This is a genomic window from Halopiger thermotolerans (genome assembly GCF_054654555.1).
Window position 1 is genome coordinate 1675474 of sequence record NZ_BAAIEU010000004.1, and the last position, 16971, is coordinate 1692444.

A 16971-nucleotide genomic window follows, 5' to 3' on the forward strand; every position below is an offset into this window, starting at 1 on the left:
AACGGATCGGTCGAACAGAATCGGACCCGGAACCCGAGCCGGAACCGGCCGTCGTCAGTCCTCGAGCAGCGACCGCGAGGAGTTGGTGACGACCAGCAGGCTGCTGGTCCCCATCGCGACGGCGGCGAACAGCGGGTTGAGCAGCCCGGTGACGGCAAGCGGGATCGCGACGGCGTTGTAGCAGAACGCCCAGGCGATGTTGCCCTTCACGCGGCGGTCGGTCGCACGAGCGAGGTCGAAGACGGTCTCGACCGAGGAGAGGTCGTCGTCGACCAGCGCGACGTCGGCCGCGTCGGCGGCCATGGCGGTCCCGCCGCCCAGCGCGACGCCCAGGTCGGCGGCCGCCAGCGCCGGCGCGTCGTTGGTCCCGTCGCCGATCATGACCGTCCGGCCGGTCCCCTTGAGCCGCTCGACGGTCTCGGCCTTTCCTTCGGGGGGAACGCCGGCGAACACCCGATCGACGGCCGCGTGCTCGCGGAACCGGTCCGCCGCCTTCGCGTCGTCGCCGGTGAGGACGACGACCTCGGCGCCGCTGTCGGCGATCGCCGTCACCGTCTCGCCCCAGCCCTCGCGGAGTTCGTCGCCGACGACGATGACGCCCTCGGCGGTTCCCTCGCGGCCGACGGCGACCGGCACGCGGCCGGTCTCGCGGTGGGCCTCGAGGGTCGCCGCCACGTCGTCGGGGACCGTCCAGCCGCGATCCCGGAACAGGTCCGGGTGGCCGACGACGACCTCCTCGCCGTCGACGACGCCCGCGACGCCGTTGCGGTAGCTCTCGAAGGACTCGAGGCGATCGTCGCCAGGTTCGTCCGGCTCGCCGTCGGCGGCGTCTGCATCGGTCTCGGTTCCAGCCGTCTCGACCGTGCCGCCGTCCGCGACGGTTCCGGACGCCGTCTCGGCGTCGGCGTCGCCGTCGCTCGAGCCCGAACCCCCGGCCACCGCCGCGATCGCCTTCCCCACTGGGTGGGCGGACCGTCCCTCGAGGATCGCCGCCTTCTCGAGTAGGTCGTCGTCGACGTCGGTATCCGATTCGACGACGGTCATGTCGCCGGTCGTCAGCGTCCCGGTCTTGTCGAAGACCACGGTGTCGGCGTCGCGGATGCGCTCGAAGACGCTGTCATCGAAGACGACGATCGAGCGCTCTAAGGCGTCGCGGATGCCCGCGGCGACGGCCAGCGGGGTCGCGAGCCCGAGCGCGCAGGGACAGGAGACGATCAGCACCGTCAGCCCGTCCAGCAGGGCGCGCTCGACCGGCGCGCCGAGGCCGAGGCGGACGACCGTCACGACGACCGCGAGGACGAGCACGACCGGGACGAAGATCGTCGCCAGCTTGTCCGCGAGCTTCTGGATGCCGTGGGTGCCGCTCTGGAGGTCCCAGACGAGTTCCGTGATGCGATCGAGGCTGCTGGTCGCGTCCTCGCCGACCTCGACCGTGACCGCGCCGTCGGCGACCATCGAGCCGCCGACGACGGCGTCGCCCGCCGCCTTCGTCACGGGCAGGGACTCGCCGGTGACGACCGCCTCGTCGACCGCGGCCTCGCCGTCGACGACCGCGCCGTCGACGGGGATCCGCTCGCCGGCCCGGACCAGCACGCGGTCGCCAGCCGCAAGCTCCTCGAGTGCGACGTCCTCGTGTCCGCCGTCCTCGCTAACGCGGCGCGCCGAGTCGACCTGGACGCTGGTCAGGTCCGAGAGCCGCTCGGTGGCCTCGCGCTTGATCGTCGACTCGTAGTAGTTGCCGACGGAGACGATGACGACGATCGCGACGGTGACGTCGTAGTAGATGTGCTCGCCGCCGACGGCGATCGAGAGCGTGCTGTACAGGTAGGCGCTGACGGCCGCGATCGCGACCAGCAGGTCCATGTTCGGCGACCGGGTCTTGGCGCTGACGTAGGCCCCCTGCAGGATCGGTTTGCCGGTGACGCCGAGGATGATCGTCGTCAGCGCCGCGATCATCAGATAGAAGGGCGTCGCGAGGTCGCTCGCCAGCGTCTCCCGGAAGAACTGCATCGTCCGCTCGTCGTAGAACCAGGCGCCGAAGTACGTGGGGTAGATGATGACGACGTACTGGAGCATCACCATCATTCCCATGAGGACGCCGACGCCGACTCGGGCCATCTCCCAGTTGTCCGCCTGCCGGCGGCTGAAGGCGTCGTCGCGGTCGTAGGCGCTGTAGCCGAGGCCGCTGATGGCCTCCGCGAGGTCGTCCTGGGTGACGCTGTCGGGATCGTGGTCGATCCGCACCGTGTCGGTGACGTAGCTCGCGCTCGCCCCGCTGACGCCCTCCGTTTCGGTCGCGACCGACTCGATGAACGCCTCGCAGGTCGCGCAGTGCATCCCGTCGACCTCGAGGTAAGTGGCCTCGTGGCCGTCGGGAACCGCTCGGTCCGCGTCCGCGTCGTCGGCTTCACGGTCGCGCGCGCTGCGGACGTCTTCGGCATCGACGTCCTCGACGTCGCCGAGCGCGTCGTAGACGTCCCGACAGCCGACGCAGCAGAAGCGGTTCCCCTCGTCGTCGGTGACGTCGCTCCCCTCGACGGGGAGCTCGCACAGCGTACACTGTCGGTCCGCCGAATCGATCGTTGCCTCCGTCATCGTCCAGTTCCTCCGGTTCGTGCGTTCATAGTCCGATCAGTGGTTGTGTCCGCCGCCCATCCCGGCGCCGGCCGTCTCGAGGCCGTCGTAGAACGGCAAGCTGGGATGGGGAACGTGGATTCCGAGGCTCATCAGCCCGTGGGCCAGCAGGACGTACCCCAGCGCGACGAAGGCGATCCCGAGCAGCCGGTGGACCCGCCGGCGGTGTTCGACGTCGACGGCGTCGATGACGGTCCCGTAGGCGAAGACGGCCGGAATCGTCCCGATTCCGAGCGCGGCCAGCGCGAGCGCGCCGCCGGCCGGCGACCCCGTCGCGAACGCGTACAGGAACGCCGGATAGAGGATCGGACAGGGCAACAGGCCGTGCAGCGCGCCCAGGCCAACGATGCCGGGGCCGTTCGCGAGCCGATCGACGTGCGCCGTCAGCCGCGAGACGACGCGCTCGAGGCCCGGCAGCTGGATGCCGCCGGTCGTGCGCCCGAGCAGGTAGTAGACGCCGGTCACGATGACGAAGCCGCCGACGACAATTCCGACGCCACCGCGGACGGTCTCGAGGACGGGCGTCAGCGCGTCGGTCGTCACGAACAGGGCGCTCCCGAGCGCGCCAAACAGCGCGCCCAGCAGCGTGTAGCTGGCCGTGCGGCCGAGGTTGAACAGGGCGTGTTGGCGCACCTCGTAGGTCGTGAGGTGGCTCTCGCGGCCGCGGCTGCGGTTGCGGTTCGAGGTCCGGCCGCCGTCGGTCGCGGCGCCGTCCATCCGACTCGCGTAGACCGTCACGAGCGGGCCGCACATCCCGATACAGTGGGCACCGCCCAGTAGCCCGATGACGAGAAACAGCAGGACGTCGACGCCGAGGAGTGTGAACGGGTCCATGGTGATCGTGGTGTCTCGAGTGCAGGTAGCCGCGCCGGCTACGTCCACGTTCGGGTTCGCGCTTCGAACGCGCAGTCGCCGTAGTAGTCGCGCTAGTCGCCCGACGGGGTAATCGGTTTCGTCTCTCGAGGCGGAACGACGACGACCCGCTCACGGAGACGCGTCGGAAACCGCACGTCTGCGAACACGTTCGGCCGAACCAGGGTGGCGGCCCGGTCGCGATACCAATAGGATTAGTCCGTGCCGTTTTTAGCCACCATGACTGCGGTCTACGTGTGATGAATCGGATGGAGGCGTTTCGAATCCTCGCCAGCGCCGATCGGCAGCTGGTGCTCCACGAGCTGGTCGACGGGGACGACCCGCGTCGTATCGCGGAGATCTCTCGGCAGGTAGCGGCGCGGCGGCATCGAACTCCGCCCGAACGAATCGACGAGACGAAAGTCGAGCGCGCTCGGGTTCGGTTGGTGCACAATCACCTGCCGCGGCTCCGAGAACACGGGGTCATCAACGTCGATCGAGACGAAAACGAGATTTCGCTGTCAGATCGCGACGCGACGGCGCAACTGTTCGACGCCGCCGCCGAGTTAAACAGTTGGCCGCCGAACGATCTCCTCGAGCATCCAGCGCGGCGTCGGTAGGGTTCGGGTTACTCCACGTACCGGTACTGCCGCTCGCCCATCCGACCCCACCCGTCGAAGACGAACTCCTCGCTGGGGGTCGTGAACTCCTCGACGTCGACGTCCATCTCGTGGTTGTGGGCGTCGTGGATCTCCTCGTAGTCCTCCCAGTCCATGTCGTAGCGCTCGGCGAGTTGCTCGTCGACGTTCAGCGCCTCGATCTCGTCTTCCCAGCCGTCCTGGACGATTTCGGCGTGAATCTCGGCCTGCGCGCCGCTGCCGTAGGAGCCGACGAGCAGCCGCTCGCCGGCCATGTCGCGGCCGTCCTCGAGGGCCGCCTTGAGCGCGCTGGCGCGGGCGATGTGGACCGAGCCGGTGTACCAGTTGCCGACGTCGCGGGAGATCGACAGCGTCGGATCGATCGTCTCGGCGTACCACTCCTGGTAGCGGTCCGTCTCCTTCAACTGGTCCATGTAATCTCGCAGGGCGTCGCGGTACTCCTCGTCGGTGTCGAACGCCTCGGCGCGGGGCTGGCGGCCGATCTCGTCGGCCAGTTCGTCCTCGATCGACGTGTTCCGGATGACGTGGCGGTACGCCAGCAGCGCGGCCTTCCGGACCATACCGGGGAACGGCGTGTGGAACGGCGCGTACGCGAAGTCCTCCGCGTGGACCTCCCCGGCGACGCTCTCGTAGTCCTCGAGCGCCTCGCGCATGCGGGCGAGATACACCTGCACGGAGCGTTTGCCGTCGACGGAGGGGAACTGCTGGTTTGGCTTGAGGAAGTCCGTCTCGTCGGCCGAGCCGTAGCCCTGCTCGGCGGAGAGCTCCACGAGGTCGGGGTCCTCGCTGATCAGCATGGCGACGGCGCCGGCGCCCTGGGTCGCCTCGCCGGCGTCACCGCGTGCATAGAGGGCCGTGTCGGTCGCGATGACCAGCGCCGAGCGACCGCGGTTGCGGCCCGCGCGGATCCAGTTGTACGCGTCGTCCAGACTCTGCGTGCCCGCGATGCAGGCGAACTTCCGCTCGCCCTTGTTCGCGTGGTGGAAGTCGCCGTCGTAGACCTGCTCGAGACAGCCTGCGACGTACGTCGAAACGGGCTTGGAGTTGTCGAAGGAGCTCTCGGTCGCGACGTCGATCCGGCCGATATCGTCCGGCTCGAGGCCCTTACGGTCCATCAACCGGTGGGCGGCGTTGGCGCCCATCGTGACGATGTCCTCGTAGCTGTCCGGGAAGGAACTAGCGTTGAGGCCCAGTCCCTTGGTGTACTTCTCGGGATCCTCGCCCTTCTGCGGGGCGAAGGTGCCGGGAAGGTCGAGTTTGAGGTTCCCGGTCCAGATTTCGATCGCATCGATACCGACTGCAGTCATACCAACACAATATCGGAGGAGCTATAAGGTATTGTCGTTCGTCGTTTCGTCAATCGACGAAACGATCGTCGGTCGGCCGCCTCCAGCGCCGGCCGGTTCGGATCACGGATTCGGTTCGTACCAGCGGTCGACGACGGCTCCCTCGTCGTCGAAGACGAGCAGCGTGATCTCGTAGTCGTCCCCGCCGGTTCCGCCGCCCGGTCTGTGGGTGAACTCGCCGTCCGCGGCCGACTGCTCGTCGATCTCCGTCGCCCACGGGTTGTCGCGGTTGCGGAACTCGACCCACACCGCCTCGAGGTTCGTCCCGTCGTCGACGCGGTAGTCGACGGTGTACTCAGACTGGCCTCTGTTCCCGGTGTCCGCGACGGAGACTGACTCGAACTGCGGACTCGTCGCGGTCGCCAACTCGTCGTTCCCGCTCGGGTTGGTCCCGTCGGCCACGTCGTCGATCGTCCGCCGGTCGACCACGACGCCGTCGGTATCGTAGACGCGGAGTTCGATCGCGAACGCGGCGTCGAACCGGTTCCCGGAGAACTCGACGCGCCCGCGCGGAGCGCTCGCGGTTTCGGTCGTGATCGCACCGCTGTCGCGGTTCTTGAAGCTGACCTCGACTCGATCGAACGAGTCCCGGTTCGCGACGTCGTAGGAGACGAAGTACCGGGCCGACTCGTCGTTGGGCTGGCTCCAGTCGTCGACGCGGCTCCCGGTTAGCTGGGGGTCCGAGGGCGACGAGAGGTCGTCGTTGCCGTCGGGGTTCGATCCGTCGGCCGTATCCGTCATCGTCCTCGTGTCGATCACCTCGCCGGCGTCGTCGTACGCCGTGATCGTGATCTCGTACGTGTCTCCCTCCGCACCGCCCTGACTGTACTCGATCGTCCCGCGGGGCTCGGTCCCCTCGCGGATCGCGGTCGTCCCGCTATCACGGTTCTCGAACTCGACCTCGACGCGATCGAACGACGTCGAGTCCGCCGTCGTCACCTCGTAGGAGACGCCGTACCGAACCGTGTTCCGCGCGGTGTCGTCCGTGATCGACCACGCGACACCGTCGTCGCCGCCACCGCCGGCTTCCGATCGCGACACCTCGAGCGTGAGCCGATCGCCGGTGCCGCCGCTCGCCGTATAGGCGGTGACCGTCGTCCCGTCGCTCGGGACAGCGTCGGGGTCGAACTCGAGGGTCGTTCGATTCTGTCCGCTCGCGTTCGTTCGGCCGCGTTCGTCGAACGACGCGACGACGTCGTCGGGGTCGGTGATCGCGTACGAGACCCGCGCGCGTTCGACGGGCGCACCGTCGTCGTCGCGGGTCGCCCGCATCGCGAGCGATTCCATCGTCGACCCCGGCCCGACCGTCACCGAGCGGGTCGTCTCATCCCACTCGGTCAGGTACGCCGCCCGGTCGCCGCCGGTTCCGTTCCCGCCGCCGTCGCCGTCTGACCGGCGAATATCGAACGTCGAACCGCTCCCGTCGTAGTCGCCGACGCCGACTCGAGCGATCCGCAGCGACACCGTGTCCTCGCGGAACTCGATCGTCAGCGCGTCGGCGCCGCGGTCGTAGCCGACGACGCGGACGCCGGCCTCGCCGACGTCGAATCCCGATCCGTTTTCGGCGGCCGGCGCTGAACCGAGCGTCTCGTTCCACCGCTGCGGTTGGTCGGTCGGAATCGAGACGGTAACGTTCCCGCCGTCGGCCGCGAGCTCGATCGGGTCCGACGGCCCGCTTATCGTTTCGGTATCGACCGTTACCGCTCCCGACGTCGATTCGGAGAGGTCGCCCTCGAGCAGCGCGACCGTCAGCGTATCGTTAGAGACGAGTCGCTGCTCGACGCCCCGCAGCGGCACCGATCGCTTCCCGAAGTCGTTGAATGCCAGCGAGTGCTCGAGTCTGGTCGTCGGCGCGTTTTGGTACTCGTTGTAATCCGGTTCGTAGGCGATCGTCGTCGTGTTATGAGTCGTGACGATCTCCGACTCGTCGACGGGTTCCTTGCTTCCGTCCGCCGTCTGCCGGTAGTAGTCCCCCACCAGCGACGCGTTCGCGATCGTGAACGGGCGTTGCCCCGTCGTCTCGAGCGTTCCCCGCGGATCGGGCGGATTGATCGTCATCGCGCGAGAGGGGTACCGCGTTCCGAGCGCGACCGACGTCGCGCGGAACCCGTCGGCCGAACCGACGTTTCGGATCGCGTTCCGGACCTCCTGCAGTTCGTTCTGCACCTGCTGGTTGTGGTCGAACTCGACCGCCTCGTTCTCCGCGGGGACGACGTTGATCTGGTAGAGCGCGAGCGCCGAAAACAGGATCGCGAGCAGCAAGATCGCGCCGATCTGGACCGTCACGGCTCGGTCGTCCCCGTCCGTCCCCCCGGTCCCGTCCCCACGACGCATTATCGAACACGATAGTCGTAACTACGTATACGCTTGTTGGCTCCGGGGTGAGAATCAATCGACCGCCGAACGCGCGGAATTACTCCTCGTCTTCCTCGACGACCTCCGGATCGCTCATCGCGCTCTGGAGGCTGTCGAGACCGTTGATCCACTCCGTGACCAGGCCGTACTCGAGGTCCTCGGCGACCTGCATGTCGAGCTCCTCGCCGTCGATGATGAGCGTGCCGGCCTGCGCGGCGTAGCCGAGCGCAGCGTCGAGATCCTCCTCGGCCTCGGCGTCGGCCGCGGCCCCGAGGTAGTCGCCGACGCTGCCGTCCTCGGCCGGGCCGTTGGCGATGTACTCCTCGGCCGCGAAGAAGACGCAGACGAGACTGGTCTGGACGCCGTCGACGAGGATCAGCTTCTCCTCGTCCTCGATGTCGACCTCGCCGAGGACGATCTCGCGGACGTCCTCGATCTCCGATAGGGCTTCCTCCTGCTCGAGCTCCCCGTCGTCGTACGCGGAGACGATCTTGGCGACCGCGATCGCCGTGTCGTCCTGCAGGTTCAGCAGCAACCGAGCCGACGACTCGTCCTCCGGATCGATGTCCTCGTCCTTGATGCGATCGATCCAGTTCTGCCAGCGTTCCTCCGAGTAGAACTCGGTCGGGGGATTGCTCATACAGACACCTACACCGGCCGCTTGAAATGCCTTTCTCTACACTAGCCACTCGAGGTGACTCTCGGCTATTCTGGCGAGTAACGATCCGTTACCGGTATCTGCCCGTTCAGGCTCGAGCGCGTCGGTACGCCCTCGTATCGCTGCCGACGAACCGGCCCACCGTCCGTCGCTTCCGACGGACTGATCCTACGAATCGCGCTCGAGCGTCGCTTCCGTGTCGATGTCGTAGACGAGTTCGGGCGTCTCGACGTGCGCGTTGCGGACGGCCTCGTCGTACCCCTCCTCGAGCATCCAGCGAACCCGACGTGGGACGGTCTTCGGTCCCAGTACGGCCCCCGGTCGGTCGGGATCGTCCACGTAGTCGGTCTCCATCAGGAACGGCTCGCCGCGCTCGGCGGCCCGCTCGAGACGGTCTTTCTCGCTCATGACGCTCGGGGTCGGGCCCTCGAGGCGGCCGGCGGCGTAGTGTTTGACGACCCGGTGGCGCTCCATGCCGGCGTCTTCGGCCCACTCCGCGACGGTCGTCATCTCCTCGCTGGCCTCCGTGTGCAGTTGGACGGCGCAGTCGAGGTCGGCGCCGAGTTCGAACGCGTGGCGCATGACCTCGTTCGAGGCGTCCCAGACGGCGTCGGAGACGTCGTAGTGAGGGCGGCCCGACTTCAGCGCCAGGGCCTCGCCGTCGGCGACGTACTCCGCCGCGACGTCGAGTCCAGCCTGCATGAGATCCCGCGCTTCCTCGGGCTCGAAGCCCCGGTCGTCGACGAGCCGCGAGATCAGGCCCGGGTGGACGCCCAGCACGGGCCAGGCGCGGCCCTCGAGTTCCGCGGAGGCGTCCGCGACGATCTCGATCGTGCGCTCGAAGACGTCGCGGAAGTCCTCGCCGGTCTCGGCCTCGACGCCGAGGTGCCAGGAGGGTTTGTTGACCACGAGCAGGTGGGTCCCGCCGAGCCGCGCGAAGTCTTCGACGGCGTCGATGCCGCGGTGGTTGTCCGGGTCGAGGTGCAGGTGGTTGTCGAGTACCGGCGTCTCCTCCTCGAGCATACTCGTGTGTGGGCGACCGGTCCGGGAAAAGTCACCGACTTCTCGCGTCGCCCGACCGCCGTCGCCGGTTGCCGCTGCGTCGCCCCGGTATTGTCAGTCCAATCCGATGTGAACTACGAACAACGCTCTTTTCGAGTACCCCCGCCCCGTACTGCGGTCAACCTGGGAAATATTTATATAGTAGCGTGACTTACCTTGAGTTAGTCGAAGCATGACTCTCGAACAATTTACCCGGAATGAGGGGCAGGTAGCCCGCCGGTACGAGTACGACGACGCCACCGTGTTGGCCGTCGACTTCGGAACCGGCGTTACCGACGCCTCGGTCGACCTCGTCGATGACACCGTCATCGTCGTGGTCGAGGACGAGCAGTACGAGTTCGAACTCCCCGAGGGTGCAAGCGACGCACACACGTTTATCAAAAACGGGGTTCTCACTGTCGAACTGGAGGGCGACCTATGAAACTCACCGTCAAACCACTAAAACAGAAGGACGCAGGGCGCGGACTGGCCGCGATCGACCGCGTCTCCATGCGCGAGCTCGATCTCGAGAACGGCGACTACATCGTCATCGAGGGCTCGGGCGACGGACAGGCCGTCGCCCGCGTCTGGCCCGGCTACCCCGAGGACGAGGGCCGGGGGATCGTCCGGATCGACGGCCGCCTGCGACAGGAGGCCGACGTCGGGATCGACGACAACGTCAGCGTCGAGCCCGCGGACGTCAGCCCCGCCAAGTCGGTCACCGTCGCGCTCCCGCAGAACCTGCGGATCCGCGGCGACATCGGCCCGCTCGTCCGCGACAAGCTCAGCGGCCAGGCCGTCACGGAGGGACAGACGGTACCGTTCTCCCTCTCCTTTGGCCCGATGGCCAGCTCCGGCCAGTCGGTGCCGCTGAAGATCGCGAGCACCTCGCCGTCGGGCACGGTCGTCATCACCGACTCGACGACCATCGACATCTCCGAGACGCCGGCCGAGCAGGTCAGCTCCGGCGGCGGCGCCTCGCCCGAGGGCGTCCCCGACGTCACCTACGAGGACATCGGCGGCCTGGACGACGAGCTCGACCAGGTCCGCGAGATGATCGAGCTGCCGATGCGCCACCCCGAGCTGTTCCAGCAGCTGGGCATCGAGCCGCCGAAGGGCGTCCTGCTGCACGGCCCGCCGGGCACCGGCAAGACGCTGATGGCCAAGGCCGTCGCCAACGAGATCGACGCCCACTTCGAGACGATCTCCGGCCCGGAGATCATGTCGAAGTACTACGGTGAAAGCGAGGAGCAGCTCCGCGAGGTCTTCGAGGAGGCCGAGGAGAACGCCCCCGCGATCATCTTCATCGACGAACTCGACTCGATCGCCGCCAAGCGCGAGGACGCCGGCGGCGACGTCGAACGGCGCGTGGTCGCCCAACTCCTCTCGCTGATGGACGGCCTCGAGGAGCGCGGTCGCGTCACCGTCATCGCGGCGACCAACCGCATCGACGACATCGACCCCGCGCTCCGTCGCGGCGGCCGGTTCGACCGCGAGATCGAGATCGGCGTCCCCGACAAGGACGGCCGCAAGGAGATCCTGCAGGTCCACACCCGCGGGATGCCCCTCGAGGAGGGCATCGACCTCGACCAGTACGCCGAGAACACCCACGGCTTCGTCGGGGCCGACCTCGAGAGCCTCACCCGCGAGAGCGCGATGAACGCCCTCCGGCGCATCCGTCCCGACCTCGACCTCGAGGAGGACGAGATCGACGCCGAGGTGCTGGAGACGCTGCAAGTCACCGAACGGGACTTCAAGGAAGCGCTGAAGGGCATCCAGCCCTCGGCGATGCGCGAGGTCTTCGTCGAGGTCCCCGACGTCACCTGGAACGACGTCGGCGGTCTCGAGGACACCAAGGAACGGCTCCGCGAGACGGTCCAGTGGCCGCTTGACTACCCCGAGGTCTTCGACCAGATGGACATGCAGGCCGCCAAGGGCGTCCTCATGTACGGGCCGCCGGGCACCGGCAAGACGCTGCTCGCGAAGGCAGTCGCCAACGAGGCCCAGTCGAACTTCATCTCGATCAAGGGCCCCGAACTGCTGAACAAGTACGTCGGCGAGTCCGAGAAGGGCGTCCGCGAGGTCTTCGAGAAGGCGCGGTCGAACGCACCGACCGTGATCTTCTTCGACGAGATCGACTCGATCGCGGGCCAGCGCGGTCGCCAGCAGGGCGACTCCGGCGTCGGCGAGCGCGTCGTCTCCCAGCTCCTGACGGAACTGGACGGCCTCGAGGAACTCGAGGACGTCGTCGTCATCGCGACGACCAACCGGCCGGACCTGATCGACTCGGCGCTGCTCCGTCCCGGACGGCTGGACCGCCACGTCCACGTGCCCGTCCCCGACGAGGAGGCCCGCAAGAAGATCTTCGAGGTCCACACCCGCGACAAGCCCCTGGCCGACGCGGTCGACCTCGACTGGCTGGCCGAAGAAACCGAGGGCTACGTCGGCGCCGACATCGAAGCGGTCTGCCGCGAGGCCTCGATGGCCGCCAGCCGCGAGTTCATCAACTCGGTCGACCCCGAGGAGATGGCCGACACGATCGGCAACGTCCGCATCAGCAAGGAGCACTTCGAGCACGCCCTCGAGGAGGTCAACCCGAGCGTGACCCCCGAGACGCGCGAGCAGTACGAGGAGATCGAAGAACAGTTCGACACGGCCGAACCGGCTCAGGAGGAGCAGCTCGGGCGCACGTTCCAGTAACGTCGACTCCGCCCTGACCGGTCGTCGCCCCGTTTTTTCGTCTTCGGCAGTCGTTTCCCGTCGCCGTGAGAAACGATCGTCCCTACGGAGCAGAGACCGTTGACTGTCGATACGTTTCGTTCAGAACGAGTGCCGTCCGATCCGTACGCTGGTTACCGTGACCGCTACTTGGGTTTCCCGCCGCCGGACGACGTCCCATCGAGCGGCGTCTCCGAGAGCAACGCCGCGGTCGAATCGGACTCGCGCTGCGACGGCGCGGCGCTGACGTTGCCTGCACCGTCGACCGTCACCACGCAGCTCTCGTACGGAAACCGAACCCGGAGCGACGACCCGTCGGACGACCGGAGAACTCGTTCGAGGGCGTCGGGGTCGACCGCCTCGTAGAGCGGCGTCGACAGTTCCGACGGGGACGTTCCCTGGACGTCTGCGACGGTTTCGACGATTCGCTGCACGAGTCTATCGCTACTGAACGAACTCGAGAGACCACCCGACATCGAGTACACGTTACGCGCATGGCCGCCTAAAAATATCGGAAATCATATAATAATCGAGAGACGCCGCGTTCCGTTCAACACCGTTCGCCGACGCCGTCTGTTTACCGAACGAGTGACGAAAATTCAGGGGTCGGTCGTATACTTCTTCCCGAAGTGGTTGAACGCCCGATCCCGCCGTTCGGTGATCACACCCGTCCTCGAGATCGCGATGCCGAGCTCGTTGAGTTCGTCGGCCACGGCTTCGGCCCGGTCCTGCGACCGACTGACGAGTTCGACGTGAACGTTGTCCTCGTCGACCATCAGTATCGTGACGGAGACGACGTTCTCGATCTCGCTTACCCGTTCGGCGACGCCGTCGCGGTCGGCGTCTTCGATCGTCCCGACGAGGAGCATGCGGTGTTCGAACCCCGCGCTCTCGTGGTCGACGATCGGCGTGTACCCCTCGATGACCCCGCTCTCCTCGAGGTTCGCGATTCGCGTCGCGACGGTACTCGCCGCGAGCCCGACCCGGTCGCCGATCGCCTCGGTCGTGATGTTCCGCGCGTCGTCCTGGAGGACGTGGAGAATCGCCATATCGGTTCGGTCGAGGTCGACGTCGGCGTCGGCAGCGGTATCGAAGTCGGGGTCGCGAGCCATGAGGGTACGATAGACGGTCGCTACGTATGGTTCTTTCACCGCGGTCGTCGGCTCCGCACTTCCCCTCACGCAGCGCTCGAGCTGTCCGTGGGGACAAACAGTTGCACTACACTACGGGCCGCCGGTTAGTCCGACGCCGTCTCGAGCGGCGCGTCCGCCAAGTTCTCGAGCGTCTCGAGCACTTCCTCGGCGTGGCCGTCCGGCGACACGTCCTCGAAGACCGCCTCGATCCGGCCGTCGGGGCCGACGACGTAGGTGTTGCGGAAGACGCCGTCGAAGGTGTTGCCGAACATCTGTTTCTCGCCGTAGGAGTCGTACAGCGTCGCCACCTCGCCCAGTTCGTCCGAGAGCAGATCGAAGGAGAGGTCGTAGTCGTCGGCGAACGTCTCGAGGTCGTCGACGGGGTCGTCGCTGATGCCGACGACCGCGGCGTCCAGTTCGTCGAGTTGCGCGAGGGCGTCGTCGAACCCGCAGGCTTCGGTCGTACAGCCCTCGGTGTTCGCGCGGGGGTAGAAGTACAGGACGAGGCGCCGGCCCTCGAAGTCGGAGCGCCGGACCGTCTCGCCGCGCTGGTTGGGAAGTTCGAACTCGGGTGCCTCGTCGCCTACGTCGAGCATACCCCCGTGTTGGAGAGCGTTCGTGTATATTTTGTGATTGGCAACGCCTCCCGTAGATTCGGTTAGGATCGGCCGCGCGAGGCCGGTATGCGGTGTAACGAAAAGAGACGGATCTGGCTCACTCGAGCCGTTCGGCCGCGTCCCGCTCGACGAGCGGTTCGGCGTTCTGCTCGGGCAGGGTGACGATGTCGTCGCTCGAGAGCGCGTACTCGCGGTCGTCGATGCCGAGGATCGAGCCGACGTCGCGGGTGATGCGGACGGTCGTCCGGTCGACGTCGTCGGCCGTCGAGCCGCCGGCGTCCGCTGCGGCGCCGCCGTCCGCGGTGGCGTCCGCCGAATCCGGTGCTCGAGCGGCGTCGCTCATGTCCGCGTTCGGCTCCCGTTCGGCCGCGGCCGTCGGATCCGACGGTTCGGCCAGCGATCCAGTCGGGGACGGACTCGCGTCTGACTCGTCCCGCGGAGTCGGGCCCGACTCGGCGTCGCCGGCGTCAATCGACGACGGCTCGCCGCCCATCACGTCCGCAGGGGAGACGCCGCTCGAGTCGGTCGGGTCGCTCGAGGCCGCGCCCGAGTCGGCACCCGTCGGCTCGCCGGCTGCGTCCGGCGGCTCCTGCGGCGGTACCGGCGGCGCGTCCCCGTCTTCGGCCGAGCGCGACGCGGGATCGGCCCCGACGCTGCGCTCCGGGGCGGTGCCGGGTTCGGAACCCGAGGCGGGATCGGCCGCCGGCCCGTCGCTCGCACCCGCCGACGCGCCGGCTTCCGGCTGGCCGGTCTCGACGCCCTCGAGGACGTCGAGGACACGCGATTTGTTCGACTCGATGCGATCCACGAGGTCGTCGAACAGGTCCGCCTCCTCGGCGGTCAGGCCCTCGTCGTCGGCCGGCATCCCCGCCGCGGCGAGGCTGGCCTGCTTGACGAGTTTCCCCATCCGGCGCTCGTAGATCGCCTCGACGACGTCTTTTGCCGTCTCGATCTCGTCGGTGAGTCGGCCCACTTCGGGCGAGGAGAAGGGATCCTCGGCTTGCTCGGCGACGCGGTCGCGCTCGTCCTCTAGGTCGGCGATGTACTCGCCGACCTCCTGGTAGAACGAGGGCCGAAGGTTCTGGAGGCTGTCCTTCTGGCGCTCCTTGCTCTGGACCGAGCGTAGTTCGTCTAGGTTCATTCTTTCTCCTTTTCAGCCCTGCCGCGAGCCATCAGGAAGACGGCGACGTACTCCGGGAGCGACTGGTCGCCCTCCGTGATTGTAAAGCTATCTCCTCCGAGTTCGACCTCGCCGCCGTCGGTGACGTCGACCGCGATCTCCTGGCCCGTGAACGTCTCCGGGACGGCGTCGACCAGCGGCTCGAAGTCGTCGAGTTCGTCGCGCTCGAGGCGCACGGTCTTCAGGCCGCTGCCGCCGTGGAGGCTGCCGGGGAGGCGGATGAGCCGGTTGGTGTCCGTCGTGACGGGCTCGTCGATCGGCGCGTTGTCCCGCTCGACGGCCTGCTCGGCGAACCGCTCGGCCAACTGTTCGACGGCGGTGTGAACCGTGACGTTGCCCGCCTCGAGGCCCTCGCGGTTGTTCCGCGCGGCGTTCAGGGTGGCCTGGGCCTTCCCCTCGCCGATGCCGTCGAACTCCTGGAGGCGCTCGAGGGCCGCGTCCTCCTCCATCGCGAGCAGCTCGTCGATGAAGTCCATGAAGTGCGCGTGGATGCGCTTGCCCCAACCGCCCTGAATCTGGAGAGTCCGGCGCTCCGTGGGGGTCTTCCGACCGAGGCCGGCGACGGTCTCCGTTTCGATCAGTTCCTCGAAGTCGAGCCCGATCCCGCGGACGTAGTCGACGATCTCGCGGCGGTGCTCGCGCTCGAGTTCCAGCACGTTCTCGTCGCGGACGTGGACGTGGTAGCCCCGGCCGCCCGAGAAGACGATCTCCATATTCTGGAAGCCGAAATCGTTCTCGAGGAAGTCCAGCAGGCGCAGCAGGGCGTCCTTACACTTCGCGAGCATCTCCGCGTACGAATCCTCGCCCAGCGTCACGCTCGGGAGGTGGTCGGCGTCCAGGTCGAAGACGAGGTCGGCCGACTGCCACTCTTTCTCGTGCATCGACTTCGCGCCGGGGTCGCGAAACCGGCCCGCGGAGAAGTAGACGTGTCGCGGGCGCTTCCGGACGAGAAACTCCGAGAGGTTCCCTAACTCGAGGAGCGAACGGTGGCGGACCATGGTCGTGTCGGGTCCCTCGGTCCAGGGGATGTACCCCCACTCGCGTTCGTTGGCCGCGGGCGGCGGCGTGAGCTCCGTTCGACGGTAGTAGTCGCGGAATCGCCCCCGCAGGTAGGCCCTCGTTCGCTCCTCCATACGACTCGAGTTGTCGGGGACGGTGCGGTATAATCCTGCCGAAAGAGACGGCTTCGAGAGTCGTTGTCGTGGCGCCGCGGCCCGGCCGTCGGGGGCGGTTGCGAGTCTCGTCGCGACGCGACCCCTACGTCCCGAATGACCGTCCCGCGGGCGGCGGAGCCGTTCCCGATCGGCGAAACTTTCTCCACCGTCCCGATCCGACATTCAACCGAGGGATCGACCATGAGTCGAGCCGACTCGACTCCGGTCGAAAACGCCGTGCTGGCGATGAAACAGACGAACCCCGACGCGTCCGTCTCGGAACTGGCCTCACGGATCGGCTGCTCGATCGAGCGCGTCGAGGAAATTCTCGAGGAGTACGAGCACGACCGCGTCGACCTCGAGACGGAAGTGCTCGAGCCGAGGGAACCCGCCGAGTGGGACGACCCCACGGAGTGTCCGTTCTGCGGCGCGTCGATCGACGACGGCGGGGCCGGCTTTATCGAACACGTCGAGCGCAAAAACGACTGCGCGGTCGCGTTCTCGCGGTGGCGCGAGGGCGTCAGTAGCGACGTCGAAGGCGAGTGGGTCGCCTGACGAGACGGGGCGACGCCGAGGGAGCTACGGCGATCGATCCGTTTTCACCGTCGGCGCAGACCGATCGGT

At 67.5% G+C, this 16971-nt stretch carries 15 protein-coding genes; 4 read left to right on the plus strand and 11 right to left on the minus strand.

The features are described from left to right. Positions 1-54 precede the first annotated feature (54 nt). Together ACYQ26_RS16175 and ACYQ26_RS16180 are read right to left on the minus strand one after the other, a co-directional pair. Positions 55-2595 (minus strand): heavy metal translocating P-type ATPase, encoded by a 2541-nt coding sequence (locus ACYQ26_RS16175; protein ID WP_459809920.1) that lies wholly within the window; start codon positions 2593-2595, stop codon positions 55-57. A 36-nt stretch (positions 2596-2631) separates the two neighbouring features. Further along, positions 2632-3468 carry a sulfite exporter TauE/SafE family protein gene (locus tag ACYQ26_RS16180; protein ID WP_459809921.1) on the minus strand — a complete coding sequence of 279 codons (837 nt, stop codon included), beginning with the start codon at positions 3466-3468 and terminating at the stop codon, positions 2632-2634. 278 nt (positions 3469-3746) lie between these two features. Between ACYQ26_RS16180 and ACYQ26_RS16185 the strand changes: the two genes are divergently transcribed. After that, entirely contained in the window at positions 3747-4106 is a 360-nt protein-coding gene (locus tag ACYQ26_RS16185; RefSeq protein ID WP_459809922.1) for a DUF7344 domain-containing protein, read from the plus strand. Positions 4107-4114: 8 nt separating this feature from the next. On the opposite strand, the gene hmgB is transcribed toward ACYQ26_RS16185, so the two are convergent. The 4 genes from hmgB to ACYQ26_RS16205 form a co-directional block, all read right to left on the minus strand. Beyond that, positions 4115-5452, minus strand: coding sequence for a hydroxymethylglutaryl-CoA synthase (gene hmgB, locus ACYQ26_RS16190; RefSeq protein WP_459809923.1), 1338 nt, complete (start codon positions 5450-5452; stop codon positions 4115-4117). A gap of 102 nt (positions 5453-5554) precedes the next feature. Further along, a complete protein-coding gene (locus tag ACYQ26_RS16195; RefSeq protein ID WP_459809924.1) occupies positions 5555-7825 on the minus strand; it encodes a hypothetical protein in 2271 nt (756 codons plus the stop codon). Positions 7826-7904: 79 nt separating this feature from the next. Beyond that, complete coding sequence (locus ACYQ26_RS16200; RefSeq protein WP_459809925.1) at positions 7905-8486, minus strand: DUF2150 family protein; 582 nt, start codon at positions 8484-8486, stop codon at positions 7905-7907. A 186-nt stretch (positions 8487-8672) separates the two neighbouring features. Then, entirely contained in the window at positions 8673-9527 is an 855-nt protein-coding gene (locus ACYQ26_RS16205; protein WP_459809926.1) for a TatD family hydrolase, read from the minus strand. 211 nt (positions 9528-9738) lie between these two features. Between ACYQ26_RS16205 and ACYQ26_RS16210 the strand changes: the two genes are divergently transcribed. Both ACYQ26_RS16210 and ACYQ26_RS16215 read left to right on the plus strand, forming a co-directional pair. Beyond that, positions 9739-9987, plus strand: a complete 249-nt coding sequence (locus ACYQ26_RS16210) for a DUF7127 family protein (RefSeq protein WP_459809927.1) — start codon at positions 9739-9741, stop codon at positions 9985-9987. Continuing rightward, entirely contained in the window at positions 9984-12245 is a 2262-nt protein-coding gene (locus ACYQ26_RS16215) for a CDC48 family AAA ATPase (RefSeq protein WP_459809928.1), read from the plus strand. Before ACYQ26_RS16210 ends, ACYQ26_RS16215 begins: the two co-directional genes overlap by 4 nt. 164 nt (positions 12246-12409) lie before the next feature. On the opposite strand, the gene ACYQ26_RS16220 is transcribed toward ACYQ26_RS16215, so the two are convergent. The 5 genes from ACYQ26_RS16220 to priS all read right to left on the minus strand — a co-directional run bounded on the left by ACYQ26_RS16220 (position 12410) and on the right by priS (position 16326). After that, the gene (locus ACYQ26_RS16220; protein ID WP_459809929.1) at positions 12410-12697 is read right to left on the minus strand and encodes a HalOD1 output domain-containing protein; all 288 of its coding nucleotides are present in this window, start codon (positions 12695-12697) and stop codon (positions 12410-12412) included. A 165-nt stretch (positions 12698-12862) separates the two neighbouring features. Further along, a complete protein-coding gene (locus ACYQ26_RS16225) occupies positions 12863-13375 on the minus strand; it encodes an Lrp/AsnC family transcriptional regulator (protein ID WP_459809930.1) in 513 nt (170 codons plus the stop codon). A 125-nt stretch (positions 13376-13500) separates the two neighbouring features. After that, positions 13501-13992 carry a thioredoxin-dependent thiol peroxidase gene (gene bcp / locus ACYQ26_RS16230; protein ID WP_459809931.1) on the minus strand — a complete coding sequence of 164 codons (492 nt, stop codon included), beginning with the start codon at positions 13990-13992 and terminating at the stop codon, positions 13501-13503. Positions 13993-14110: 118 nt separating this feature from the next. Beyond that, positions 14111-15154: a DNA replication complex subunit Gins51 gene (locus ACYQ26_RS16235; protein ID WP_459809932.1), complete on the minus strand. Its 1044-nt coding sequence runs from the start codon at positions 15152-15154 to the stop codon at positions 14111-14113. Beyond that, entirely contained in the window at positions 15151-16326 is a 1176-nt protein-coding gene (priS, locus tag ACYQ26_RS16240) for a DNA primase small subunit PriS (RefSeq protein ID WP_459809933.1), read from the minus strand. The genes ACYQ26_RS16235 and priS overlap by 4 nt, the downstream gene beginning before the upstream one ends. A gap of 222 nt (positions 16327-16548) precedes the next feature. Here priS and ACYQ26_RS16245 point away from each other — a divergent pair, with 222 nt between their 5' ends. Next, the gene (locus ACYQ26_RS16245) at positions 16549-16902 is read left to right on the plus strand and encodes a DUF7501 family protein (protein ID WP_459809934.1); all 354 of its coding nucleotides are present in this window, start codon (positions 16549-16551) and stop codon (positions 16900-16902) included. Positions 16903-16971 lie beyond the last annotated feature (69 nt).